Here is a 12,004-nt window from a genome sequence, read left to right as displayed (position 1 = left end):
ATCCCCGCTTATTCTTGTTTCTTTTTATTGAACTTTGATGAGAGATATAATGATTTTTTTGACAAAAAGAAAGGGTATACTGAAAATTGAGATTAAGAAGCTAATGAGTTGTTAAGAATAATCATAAAGCGGAAATATACTCATATGGGGTATCATACATAGATAATTAATGCTATAATTGGTATACTCGTAAAAGCAATTGTTTTATTGGATGAAGAGAAACTTTAAGAAGGTGATAATATGGGTCATAAAGAGCATGAAGCGGTAACACATAGATCAGAAAAAGAAAAAGAACAAATTATAAATAGATTAAAGAGGATTGAAGGACAGGTCCGCGGTATTCAAAATATGATTGAAAATGATCGCTATTGTGTGGATATTTTAGTGCAAATTTCAGCGATTAATGCAGCGATGAAAAAAGTAGGAATGGGTGTATTAAAAAACCATACAAGTCATTGTGTTTCAGGTGCTATTAAAGATGGCAATGGTGACGAAGCAATTGAAGAATTAATGACTGTATTTGAACGTTTTTCAAAAGCGTAAAAACAAGCTAGTATGTCACTGGCTTGTTTTTTTTGTTTACCTTCATAATAAGATTTCGGGGTATTGATGTGAAAAAGTGTGTGTAAAATAAACTTTTAGAAAATAATTGAAAAATCATGATACAAAACCATTGATTACCTTAGGGGGGTATGGTAAGATGTAATTGTGATTAACAAATAATGAAGAAACAAGAGGAGGATTTTAAATGGAACAGTTAACATTACAAGTTGAAGGTATGTCTTGTGGACATTGTGTAAATGCTATCGAAAGCAGTGTGAAAGAGCTAAACGGTGTTGAACAAGTGAAGGTTCAATTAGCAGAAGGAACTGTTGAAGTTACTATCGACTCGTCTGCCGTAACATTAAAAGATATCGTTGCTGTAATCGAAGACCAAGGATACGATGTTCAGTAATTATTTTTAGATATGGAAATAAATCGTACTTTAAACGAAGTACGATTTATTTTGCTAATAATTATACCTCATAAGGGTATATAGAGGTGAGAGACATGAATGAACAAAAAGAGGCCAATCTTCAAATATCAGGAATGACATGTGCGGCATGTGCAAATAGAATTGAAAAAGGTCTAAAAAAAGTAGAAGGTGTTCATGAGGCAAATGTAAATTTTGCGCTTGAAAAAACAAAAATAATGTACGATCCAACTAAAACAAATCTGCAACAATTTAAAGAAAAAGTTGAATCGTTAGGATATGGAATTGTAAGTGATAAAGCTGAATTTACTGTTTCAGGAATGACATGTGCAGCATGTGCAAATAGAGTTGAAAAGCGTTTAAATAAGTTAGATGGTGTGAACAAAGCGACAGTAAATTTTGCTTTAGAATCAGCTACAGTAGACTTTAATCATGATGAAGTTAATGTAAATGAAATGAAGAGCGCGATTACGAAGCTAGGATATAAATTAGAAGTGAAACCAGATGATCAAGATGCATCAACTGATCATCGATTACAAGAAATTGAAAGACAAAAGAAGAAGTTTATTATTTCGTTTATTTTATCTTTCCCATTATTGTGGGCAATGGTTAGTCATTTCTCATTTACGTCGTTTATTTATTTACCAGATATGTTAATGAACCCTTGGGTGCAACTAGCACTTGCAACTCCTGTTCAATTTATCATTGGTGGGCAGTTTTATGTTGGGGCTTATAAAGCGTTACGTAATAAAAGTGCGAATATGGATGTTCTCGTGGCGCTTGGAACGTCGGCCGCTTATTTTTATAGTGTATATTTAAGTATTCAATCTATTGGTTCTTCGGAACATATGACAGATTTATATTTTGAAACGAGTGCGGTACTTATTACATTAATTATTTTAGGTAAATTATTTGAAGCGAAAGCAAAAGGGCGCTCATCAGAAGCAATTAAAAAATTGATGGGTTTACAAGCGAAGACAGCTACAGTTGTGCGAGGTGGAACAGAAATAAAAATTTTGATTGAAGAAGTAGTAGCTGGTGATATCGTCTATGTAAAGCCTGGTGAAAAAATACCAGTAGATGGTGAGATTGTCGAAGGAAAGTCAGCGATTGATGAATCGATGTTAACGGGTGAAAGTATTCCTGTTGATAAGTCAATTGGGGATGTAGTAATAGGTTCTACAATAAATAAAAATGGATTTTTAAAAGTGAAAGCAACTAAGGTAGGAAGAGATACTGCATTAGCTCAAATTATTAAAGTAGTAGAAGAGGCACAGGGTTCAAAAGCTCCTATTCAAAGGGTAGCAGATCAAATTTCAGGTATTTTCGTACCGGTTGTAGTTGTGATTGCGATTATCACATTTGCAGTATGGATGATATTTGTTACACCTGGTGATTTTGGCGGAGCACTTGAGAAAATGATAGCAGTACTTGTTATCGCTTGTCCATGTGCATTAGGTCTTGCAACGCCTACATCTATTATGGCAGGATCAGGAAGATCAGCAGAGTATGGTATTTTATTTAAAGGTGGAGAGCATTTAGAAGCAACGCACAGATTAGATACGGTTATTTTAGATAAAACGGGTACAGTGACAAATGGGAAGCCGGTGTTAACAGATGTAATTGTAGCAGATGGATTCAATGAAAATGAACTGCTTAGATTAGTAGGGGCAGCAGAAAGAAATTCTGAACATCCACTTGCAGAAGCGATTGTAGAAGGAATTAAAGAAAAGAAAATTGATATCCCAAGTTCAGAAACGTTTGAAGCGATTCCGGGATTTGGTATCGAATCAGTTGTAGAAGGAAAACACTTATTAATTGGTACACGTCGATTAATGAAGAAATTCAATATTGATATTGAAGAAGTTTCTAAATCAATGGAAGCGCTAGAACGAGAAGGAAAAACAGCAATGCTTATTGCAATCGATAAAGAATATGCTGGTATATTTGCCGTTGCAGATACTGTGAAAGATACTTCAAAAGCAGCTATCGCAAGACTGAAAAAAATGGGTCTAGACGTTGTGATGATTACAGGAGATATTACACAAACTGCTCAGGCAATTGCAAAGCAAGTTGGTATTGATCACGTAATTGCAGAAGTATTGCCAGAAGGAAAAGCAGAAGAAGTGAAAAAACTGCAAGCAAATGGTAAGAAAGTAGCGATGGTTGGAGACGGGATAAATGATGCTCCTGCTCTTGCTACAGCGAACATTGGTATGGCAATTGGAACGGGAACGGATGTAGCGATGGAAGCAGCGGATATAACGTTAATCCGCGGTGACTTAAATAGTATTGCTGATGCGATCTTTATGAGTAAAATGACGATAAGAAATATTAAACAAAATTTATTCTGGGCATTAGCTTATAACGCGTTAGGAATTCCAATTGCGGCATTAGGTTTTTTAGCCCCTTGGGTTGCTGGAGCAGCGATGGCATTTAGTTCTGTATCCGTTGTATTAAATGCATTACGATTACAAAGAGTTAAATTAAAACCTTAAAAAGCTACATTAAGTAATTGAATAGAATTAAAAAACAATACTTGAATAAGTATTGTTTTTTTGTTCGTATAGAAATTAAAACGATATAATAAAGCAGAAATATAGAATTGTATGTAGTAGAAAAGTTAAGAGGTAGTTTCGTAAGGAGACTTATATATGTTAAAAGATATTATAATTAGAACATTCCAGAAAGAAGATTTAGATCAAGTATTACAATTGTTCTATGAAACAGTTCATACGGTTAATGCAAAAGATTATAATGAGTTACAGCTACAGGCGTGGGCACCGGAGCGACTAGATAGAGAAAATTGGTTACAGTCTTTAGAAAAGAATATTAGCTATGTAGCGGATCATAAAGGTGTGATAGTCGGGTTTGGGGATTATAACGATGATTGTTACGTAGATCGTTTATTTACGCATAAAGATTATCAAGGGAAAAGAGTCGCTTCATACATACTACAGAAGTTAGAAAAAGAAGCAGTGAATTTGGGACATAGGGAGATATATACAGAGGCGAGCATTACCGCAAAACCTTTTTTTGAAAGTAAAGATTTTATTTGCATAAAAGAACAAAAGAAACAACATAATGGTCAGATTTTTATTAATTATGTTATGAAAAAAATATCCTTCTCATAAATGAGAAGGATATTTTTCATTATTTTACAGCTTCTTTTAGTTCTTTACCAGCTTTGAAAGCAGGTACTTTAGAAGCTGCGATTTGCATTTCTTCACCAGTTTGTGGGTTACGGCCTGTACGAGCAGCTCTTTCGCGAACTTCGAATGTACCGAATCCGATAAGTTGTACTTTTTCACCAGCAGCTAAAGTGTTAGTGATTGATTCTACTACAGTTTGTACAACTACAGTAGCTTCTTTTTGAGAAATCTCAGCATTTTGTGCTACGTTTTTAATTAATTCTGTTTTGTTCATGTTTTTCACCTCATATGTAAATAATGCTATTTAAGTTGTTATTATAACGTATAAAACATTCGAGAACAAGTGTACGTACATATATTCGCAAAAAAAATGAAATTTGTAATATTTTTTAGGGCACTTTATAGACATTCCATTTAAGCGGACAGAGATTTGTTCTTCATTTCAGTCTTCTCTTGATGAGCAGGTAGTTTCTTATTATAAGATATGAAGTAAGGTAGTGCTACAAATAACATACCTCCTACTAAATTTCCAAAGAAAACAAAAATAAAGTTTGGAAAATATTCAGCCCAAGTGAAATGACCGGCAAAAATCGCGGCTGGGATGACAAACATATTGGCTACAACGTGTTGAAATCCAATCGCAACAAAAGTCATAACCGGGAACCAAATACCGATAATCTTTCCGATAAATTCTTTACTTCCCATACTGAGCCAAACAGCTAAACAAACGAGCCAATTACATCCGATTGCAGAAATAAATGCTTGCAATGGCGTATCTTGTAGTTTCGCTTGAGCGATAGAAATAGTTTTCGCTAAAAAAGCTCCCTCAGTTAAGCCAACGATATGACCGAAAAAGTAGGCTACAAATACAGCCCCTATGAAATTGCTAAATGTAACAATAACTAAATTTCGTATGAAATAAAATAAAGTAATTTTCTTTTGGAGCCAGGCCATAGAAACTGTCATCATGTTACCGGTTACTAGTTCACCGCCTGCAAGAATAACGAGAATAAGACCAATAGGAAATACAGCAGCGCCTAGAAAACTAGAAAATGATCCCCAATATTTTGGCATTGTCCCAATAACATGAATATCGAGTAAATACCCTAATGCGATAAAAGCACCACCAAAAAAACCAAGAATTAGCATAGGGAGCAATGATAAATGAGCTTTTTTCCTTCCTGAATTCGCAGCAAGTTCCGTAATTTCTTCTGGTGTAAATACAGACATGAATAACCCCTCCGTAATAAAATAATGGAATGAATAGAAAAAGATTCAAAAATATATGTATTATAAAAATATGTTATGACTTCTGTATAAAATTGTCAAAGTGAATAGGGAAGGAATTACATAATAAGAATAGTATTCATGTTGTCACATTAATGTAACAATAAGGATTTAAAGTGTTTCTAGAGGTGAAAACATGAATACGAATCATGTAAAAAAAGAACGAAAAAAATCAATCATAAAGATATTTATTATTAGTTTTATAAGTATATTAATGATACCAGTAAGTTTGTATTATTATGCGACAGAAATAGAAAGAAAATTAGTAACAGTTACGTGGAATGAAATAGAAGCTTCTGCAATTCCTAAAGAATTTAATAATAAAAAAATATTACAGTTTTCAGATGTACATTTAGGGCCAGAGTTTACACTGAAGCAACTTGAACATTTAGTGGAGAAGATGAATGAATTACATCCAGATATAGTAGTTTTTACCGGAGATTTAATAGATAAATTTGGGTCTTATAGTGCGGAAAGAGAAGAAGCGAAGGCTATTTTGCAGAAAATTCACGCTCCCTTAGGGAAATATGCTGTGTTTGGGAATCATGATAGGGGCGGGGGCGGTAGTCTATTTTACAAAAAATATATGGAGGAAGCTGGTTTTTCTGTATTAGTAAATGAAGTGCAGAAAATTAAAGTGGAAAACGGCAAATATATTACAATATCAGGTTTGGATGATTTTCTATTAGGGAAGCCGAAAATAGATTTAACTTTAAAAAACTTGAAACAAAATGATTTCAACATGTTATTAGTACATGAGCCGGATGTTGTAACCAAAATAAATCGTTACCCAGTTGATCTTCAACTGTCAGGACATAGTCACGGAGGACAAGTCCAAATCCCTTTTGTAGGTCCGTTAATTACTACCAAACTAGCTGAGAGCTATGTTGAAGGTATGTATGAAGTAGAGGGGAAGAGTAAGCAGTTATATTTATATGTAAATCGTGGCATTGGGACTACTAGGATGCCTGTTAGATTTTGTAGTGTACCTGAACTTTCAGTTTTTGTGTTGAAGCAAAAGAGTGACTAGAATATTTAACAATATGATTCAGAGGAACGTGCGATGTTGGTCGATGGAAAACAGTTTCTTAAAACTTTAGATGTGACAAAGTAATTTTCATAAATAAAAAACAACAATAGGACCTATAAAGGGACCTATTGCTGTTTTTATCCTGCATGGATTGCCCATAAATGTCCGATTGATGAGGGCTAATTATAGTTTTACTTTGTTATTTTTGCAAGGAAAGACTATCAAAATATGTTCTATAGTTATTTGAGAATTCGAAGTTGTTTTTTGCATCCCAATTAATAGACCAAGACATTAGGCCGCGGAATGCAGGATAGCCACTCTGATTAGAAAGTTTATACTTTCCTCCGAATGGAACTCCTTTAATGATATAATTTAAAGCTTTTTTCATTTCAGTTGGCGAAATGTATCCACCACTTGGAGCTGCCGCTGGTGCTGCTGGAAGCCCAATCATGACTTGATCTGAACGAAGAGCTGGGAAAATGTTATTTGCATTACCACCTACAGGAAAACCATGTAAGAGCATATCTGCCATAGCGACCTCGTAGTCTGCAGTACCTTGATTGTAGTTATTACCGTCCATTCCAATCCCGCTACCAGCGTTGTAGTGTTGAACGTGAATGTATGTTAGTTTATCTTTCACTCCGTAAATAATTGGTAAATATGCACCCCATATGCTTCCATATGTGCTATATCCGCCTTGAACATAAGCTGTTTCAGGGGCCATGCTTAATAGAAAATCTGGACCATAATGATCTGAGATTGTTCGAATAGCTGAAATAAGATTTACGATTTGAGGGGTAGTTGGGTTTTTGAAGTTAGTGTCATTTCCGTTTAAGTAAATACCTGATTCAAGGTCAATATCTATTCCGTCAAAACCGTATTTATCGATCAGAGATTGTATGGAATTAATAAAACGATCCTTAGCGGCATTGTCAGGAAGTAAAACGACCCCATTTTGTCCACCTATTGAAAGAACTACTTTCTTTCCTTTACTTTTTAAATAAGAAATATCTGATTTGAATTCTGCATCTGTACCATACACAGGAGAAAATTCAACAGTAGAACGATCACCACCAGTTTCACCAAAAGATACATTGATTACATCCCATTTTGGTGAAACGTCTTTTAATTTAATAATGCCAGTACCGTTATCAAAGTTATGCCAGTATCCAACGAGTAATTTTGAACCTAAATTGTTTGCTGCTTGTGCTTGGAAAGGGGATAGCGATAGAAGTAAGAACATTACTAAAATACAACAAAAAAATTTGAACTTGTTTAACATATCAACACTCCTATACAAAAAGTTGTCTAGATGTATAATCTTGTTTATTCAATGATATCTGAAAATTCTTTCTTTTGTAAGGAGAATATAATTTTCTCAACAATTGTGTATGGGAAAGTATTAAACCTAATGTAATAATTTTTGAAGGAGGTTGAATTATAATTGTTAAATTCAGAATATTTTGATATATTTTAAAGTATAGGACAAAATCTTTCGCACAGTACTCTTACATAAATTTCAAAATTTAGTTTGGAAGGGGATGTACAAGATTTGGATAAAAATCTAAAGAAAGACCTCAAAATACGCCACATTACAATGATTTCAATTGGCGGCGTAATAGGGGCTGGTTTGTTTGTTGGAAGTGGTGCAGTTGTACATTCGGCAGGACCAGGTTCTATCGTTTCATATGCATTAGCAGGACTTCTAGTCATTTTCGTCATGAGAATGCTAGGAGAAATGGCAGCTGTTAATCCGACAAGTGGTTCATTTGCAACGTATGCAAGAGAAGCGATTGGTCCTTGGGCGGGTTATACAATAGGCTGGTTATACTGGTTTTTTTGGGTAATTGTTATTGCAATAGAAGCCACAGCAGGTGCTGGTATTATCCAATATTGGATTCCACAAATACCGCTTTGGTTATTAAGTTTAATATTAACAATTTTATTAACGCTGACGAACGTTTTTTCGGTGAAATCATTTGGAGAGTTTGAATATTGGTTTTCTTTTATTAAAGTAATAAGTATTGTTTTGTTCCTTTGTCTAGGTCTTGCTGTTATTTTAGGATTTGTTCCAGGAACAGAAGCACCCGGCACTTCGAATTTAATTGGACAAGGTGGATTTATGCCAAACGGTATAAGTTCGGTACTGCTTGGAATTACTGTCGTTATATTTTCATTTATGGGATCAGAGATTGTAGCAGTAGCCGCAGGTGAATCTGCAGAACCTGTAAAAGCAGTAAAAACAGCAACAAACAGTGTGATTTGGCGTATTCTTGTATTTTTTATTGGGTCTATAGCGGTAGTTGTTACGCTACTGCCATGGAATTCAGCAAACATATTAAAAAGTCCATTTGTAGCTGTACTGGAACATATAGGAATACCAGCTGCGGCACAAATTATGAATTTTATCGTTTTAACAGCTGTACTCTCTTGTTTAAATTCGGGTTTATATACAAACTCAAGAATGCTTTTTTCGATGGCAGAAAGAGGAGATGCTCCAAAGGCGTTTTTGAAATTGAACAGTAGTGGTGTTCCAGTTCGGGCCGTTTTATTCGGAACGTTCTTCGCTTATATTGGCGTTGTTTTTAGTTATATTTCTCCAGATAAAGTCTTTTTGTTTTTAGTGAATGCATCTGGCGGGATTGCGTTACTAGTTTATCTCGTTATTGCAGTTTCGCATTTAAAGATGCGTAAAAAAATGGGAAAAGTAGAACAACAAAATTTGAAAGTGAAAATGTGGCTTTTTCCGTATGTAACGTATGTTACAATTGCTGCTATCATAGCAGTTTTAGTTGCGATGTTCGCAATTGATACTTTACGTTCACAAGCACTTTTAACAATGTTTGTTACTGTTCTTATCATACTTTCTTATTTTATTTTTAATAGAAATAAAAATAGCACAATTTTGAAGCCTAAAAGTAAGAATGGGGAATCTGTTCGATTCTAATTTTCTTATTTTCGAAGAGAGTTACACCCAGTCATTGCTATAAAAGAATCATATATAATCATAGAAACAAGTAATTACTATTGTCATAGTGAATATAAACTTTTTTCTTGACTTTTTATACGAAGGCGAGCAAAATGGTAAAAAAGGAAGGGGGGATGATGATGGAAGAGTACGTATTAGAGCTGTATAACCTGTTATATACGACAGAATGGCAAGATATTGTTTCGTTTCTAGGAATCGTATTTTGCATGAAAATTGTAATTGTATATATGGAAGAGCAAGGTATGTTCTATTCCTTCTCATCTCCGTTCGATATGCAGCGCGAGCCGTTGCTAAACTATGCCAATGTGAATTACGAACAAATTCCTTTTGTTATTTTCTTTATGATTCGATTTATTACAGCAATTGTAAGGAAAAAGGAAAGTGACGATGAAGAGTGCCACTCAACTTGTAATATAGCGAATGTTTTTTAAGCTAAATACAAGGAGGAGATTTATATGTGGTTTCGATTTCTTATGATTGGTTTCTTTTCATTAACAGCAATTTCTTTAATGGGATATCAAGTGTCTGAAATTTTTCAAGCATATAGCGATACATTTTTTAACAAAAACTAATCGCGTTGCTATTTGAATAATAAAGCGATAAAATCCTTCTTAAGAAGTTTTATTAAGAAGGATTTTTTCTTTGTCTTATCTTGCTGTGTCAAACTATTGTCACATTTACACTGTGAATAGTATGTTAAAATAGTGAGGTTACGTATACATATTTGAAGGAAGAGGGAGTGACCATTTTGGTGGATCAATCAACAAATCAGAAAAGCTATGCTCCTATTGTGATAACGCTTTCTGTAATTGTAAATGCGATTATTTTATTTTTGTTCTTTGGACCTGTTGGCTATGAAGGAGAATTACATTTTGATGTAACAATTTTACCAATGTTAAATGCAATTTTTAATAGCTTTACGTTCGTATTCTTATTAGCAGCTCTATACTCTATTATTAAGAAGAATGTGAAAATGCACCGTGGTTTCATCCTGGCAGCATTTACAACGACGTTGCTATTTTGTGTTTCTTATTTATCGTATCATTACTTAGCGCCAGCAACACATTTTGGCGGAGAAGGATTCATTAAATATGTGTATTTCATCATTTTAATTACACATATTATCCTGGCAGCAATTATTGTACCGCTTGCATTGTTTGCACTTGTATTTGGTTTTACAAATCAATTAACACGTCATCGTAAAATTGTACGTTGGACGATGCCGATTTGGTTATATGTAAGTTTATCTGGTGTTATAGTTTACTTAATGATCTCACCTTATTATCAATAAAAAATCTCAGCCTGTAGGCTGGGATTTTTTTGTTAGGCAAATATTTTTGTGAAATGAAAAAAATATGGTATACAAAAGTATAGTTACTTTTCATATAGAAGGGATGGTAAAGGAATATGCAAAATTTTGTATTTCGTAATCCAACGAAACTTATTTTCGGTAAAGGGCAATTAGAACAGTTGAAAACTGAAATTCCACAGTTCGGTAAAAAAGTTCTTCTCGTATACGGAGGAGGCAGTATTAAAAGAAACGGTATTTATGATAATGTAATTTCTATTTTAAAAGATATAAATGCAGAAGTATTTGAATTGACAGGCGTTGAACCGAATCCTCGTGTATCGACTGTAAAGAAAGGGATTCAGATTTGTAAAGAGAATGGTGTTGAATTTATTTTAGCAGTTGGCGGAGGAAGTGTAATCGACTGTACGAAGGCAATTGCTGCTGGTAGTAAGTACGATGGAGATGTATGGGATATTGTAACGAAAAAAGCTTTTGCTAGTGAGGCATTACCATTTGGTACTGTACTTACTCTTGCAGCAACAGGATCTGAAATGAATGCAGGCTCGGTAATTACAAACTGGGAAACGAATGAAAAGTATGGATGGGGTAGCCCGGTTACTTTCCCGCAGTTTTCAATTTTAGATCCAGTTCATACTGCGTCTGTGCCGAGGGATCAAACAATTTACGGTATGGTAGATATTATGTCGCACGTATTAGAGCAATATTTCCACAACGGAACGAATACAGAACTACAAGATCGTTATTGTGAATCTGTTTTAAAAACAGTAATTGAGACAGCTCCTAAGCTTTTAAGTGATTTAGAAAATTATGAGCATAGAGAAACTATTTTATATTGTGGTACTATGGCGTTAAACGGCATTTTAGCGATGGGAGTTAAAGGGGACTGGGCAACTCATAATATTGAGCATGCAGTTTCTGCTGTTCATGATATACCGCATGGAGGCGGCTTAGCAATTCTATTCCCTAACTGGATGAAGCATGTCGTAGATGAAAATGTAAGTCGTTTTAAACAGTTTGCTATTCGCGTATTCAATGTAGAAACAGATGGAAAGACTGAGCGAGAAATTGCGTTAGAAGGAATTCAGGCGTTACGTCAATTTTGGACTTCAATTGAGGCACCAGTAACATTATCTGATTATGCTATTGGAGAAAATGAAATTGATTTAATGGCGGATAAAGCAATGGCTTATGGTGAATTTGGTAACTTTAAAAAATTAAATAAAGACGATGTTTTAAGTATATATAAAGCTTCTTTATAAGT

12 protein-coding genes are annotated in these 12,004 nt (G+C 34.3%); 9 read left to right on the top strand and 3 right to left on the bottom strand.

Annotated elements, in window-relative coordinates; genetic code table 11:
* Nucleotides 1-240: 240 nt before the first annotated feature.
* From MHB52_RS19435 to MHB52_RS19420, 4 genes are all read left to right on the top strand, one after another.
* The gene (locus MHB52_RS19435; RefSeq protein ID WP_000509876.1) at nucleotides 241-543 is read left to right on the top strand and encodes a metal-sensing transcriptional repressor; all 303 of its coding nucleotides are present in this window, start codon (nucleotides 241-243) and stop codon (nucleotides 541-543) included.
* Between the two features lie 205 nt (nucleotides 544-748).
* The gene (gene copZ, locus MHB52_RS19430; protein ID WP_000436973.1) at nucleotides 749-955 is read left to right on the top strand and encodes a copper chaperone CopZ; all 207 of its coding nucleotides are present in this window, start codon (nucleotides 749-751) and stop codon (nucleotides 953-955) included.
* Between the two features lie 95 nt (nucleotides 956-1,050).
* Nucleotides 1,051-3,471, top strand: a complete 2,421-nt coding sequence (locus MHB52_RS19425; RefSeq protein ID WP_061664178.1) for a heavy metal translocating P-type ATPase — start codon at nucleotides 1,051-1,053, stop codon at nucleotides 3,469-3,471.
* A 156-nt stretch (nucleotides 3,472-3,627) separates the two neighbouring features.
* Nucleotides 3,628-4,107 carry a GNAT family N-acetyltransferase gene (locus MHB52_RS19420; protein ID WP_061664179.1) on the top strand — a complete coding sequence of 160 codons (480 nt, stop codon included), beginning with the start codon at nucleotides 3,628-3,630 and terminating at the stop codon, nucleotides 4,105-4,107.
* Between the two features lie 19 nt (nucleotides 4,108-4,126).
* On the opposite strand, the gene MHB52_RS19415 is transcribed toward MHB52_RS19420, so the two are convergent.
* Both MHB52_RS19415 and MHB52_RS19410 read right to left on the bottom strand, forming a co-directional pair.
* A complete protein-coding gene (locus MHB52_RS19415; protein ID WP_001043904.1) occupies nucleotides 4,127-4,399 on the bottom strand; it encodes an HU family DNA-binding protein in 273 nt (90 codons plus the stop codon).
* 140 nt (nucleotides 4,400-4,539) lie between these two features.
* Nucleotides 4,540-5,355 (bottom strand): formate/nitrite transporter family protein, encoded by an 816-nt coding sequence (locus MHB52_RS19410; protein WP_000110537.1) that lies wholly within the window; start codon nucleotides 5,353-5,355, stop codon nucleotides 4,540-4,542.
* A 193-nt stretch (nucleotides 5,356-5,548) separates the two neighbouring features.
* Between MHB52_RS19410 and MHB52_RS19405 the strand changes: the two genes are divergently transcribed.
* Nucleotides 5,549-6,442, top strand: a complete 894-nt coding sequence (locus tag MHB52_RS19405; RefSeq protein ID WP_061664182.1) for a metallophosphoesterase — start codon at nucleotides 5,549-5,551, stop codon at nucleotides 6,440-6,442.
* A 199-nt stretch (nucleotides 6,443-6,641) separates the two neighbouring features.
* Here MHB52_RS19405 and MHB52_RS19400 read toward each other — a convergent pair whose 3' ends face one another.
* Nucleotides 6,642-7,724 (bottom strand): chitinase, encoded by a 1,083-nt coding sequence (locus MHB52_RS19400; RefSeq protein ID WP_061664184.1) that lies wholly within the window; start codon nucleotides 7,722-7,724, stop codon nucleotides 6,642-6,644.
* A 270-nt stretch (nucleotides 7,725-7,994) separates the two neighbouring features.
* On the opposite strand from MHB52_RS19400, the gene gabP reads away from it, so the two are divergent.
* The 4 genes from gabP (at nucleotide 7,995) to MHB52_RS19380 (ending at nucleotide 12,002) form a co-directional block, all read left to right on the top strand.
* Complete coding sequence (gene gabP / locus MHB52_RS19395; RefSeq protein ID WP_061664186.1) at nucleotides 7,995-9,389, top strand: GABA permease; 1,395 nt, start codon at nucleotides 7,995-7,997, stop codon at nucleotides 9,387-9,389.
* Nucleotides 9,390-9,523: 134 nt separating this feature from the next.
* On the top strand, nucleotides 9,524-9,862 hold the full coding sequence (locus tag MHB52_RS19390) for a hypothetical protein (RefSeq protein WP_002000550.1): 339 nt from the start codon (nucleotides 9,524-9,526) through the stop codon (nucleotides 9,860-9,862).
* Nucleotides 9,863-10,179: 317 nt separating this feature from the next.
* Nucleotides 10,180-10,722 carry a DUF420 domain-containing protein gene (locus tag MHB52_RS19385; protein ID WP_000228314.1) on the top strand — a complete coding sequence of 181 codons (543 nt, stop codon included), beginning with the start codon at nucleotides 10,180-10,182 and terminating at the stop codon, nucleotides 10,720-10,722.
* Between the two features lie 116 nt (nucleotides 10,723-10,838).
* Nucleotides 10,839-12,002, top strand: coding sequence for an iron-containing alcohol dehydrogenase (locus MHB52_RS19380; protein WP_001179088.1), 1,164 nt, complete (start codon nucleotides 10,839-10,841; stop codon nucleotides 12,000-12,002).
* The last annotated feature ends 2 nt before the right edge of the window (nucleotides 12,003-12,004 follow it).

Origin of the sequence: Bacillus sp. FSL K6-0073 (genome assembly GCF_038006085.1) — a bacterium.
Classification (GTDB): Bacteria; Bacillota; Bacilli; order Bacillales; family Bacillaceae_G; genus Bacillus_A; species Bacillus_A cereus.
Note: the sequence above shows the minus strand (reverse complement) of the source record. Positions and strands in the feature narration are given on the sequence as shown.

Bases quoted from the DNA above. Each gene is read 5' to 3' on its own strand.
- MHB52_RS19435 (WP_000509876.1), top strand. From the start codon at position 241: ATGGGTCATAAAGAGCATGAAGCGGTAACACATAGATCAGAAAAAGAA.
- copZ (WP_000436973.1), top strand. From the start codon at position 749: ATGGAACAGTTAACATTACAAGTTGAAGGTATGTCTTGTGGACATTGT.
- MHB52_RS19425 (WP_061664178.1), top strand. From the start codon at position 1,051: ATGAATGAACAAAAAGAGGCCAATCTTCAAATATCAGGAATGACATGT.
- MHB52_RS19420 (WP_061664179.1), top strand. From the start codon at position 3,628: ATGTTAAAAGATATTATAATTAGAACATTCCAGAAAGAAGATTTAGAT.
- MHB52_RS19415 (WP_001043904.1), bottom strand. From the start codon at position 4,399: ATGAACAAAACAGAATTAATTAAAAACGTAGCACAAAATGCTGAGATT.
- MHB52_RS19410 (WP_000110537.1), bottom strand. From the start codon at position 5,355: ATGTCTGTATTTACACCAGAAGAAATTACGGAACTTGCTGCGAATTCA.
- MHB52_RS19405 (WP_061664182.1), top strand. From the start codon at position 5,549: ATGAATACGAATCATGTAAAAAAAGAACGAAAAAAATCAATCATAAAG.
- MHB52_RS19400 (WP_061664184.1), bottom strand. From the start codon at position 7,724: ATGTTAAACAAGTTCAAATTTTTTTGTTGTATTTTAGTAATGTTCTTA.
- MHB52_RS19390 (WP_002000550.1), top strand. From the start codon at position 9,524: ATGGTAAAAAAGGAAGGGGGGATGATGATGGAAGAGTACGTATTAGAG.
- MHB52_RS19380 (WP_001179088.1), top strand. From the start codon at position 10,839: ATGCAAAATTTTGTATTTCGTAATCCAACGAAACTTATTTTCGGTAAA.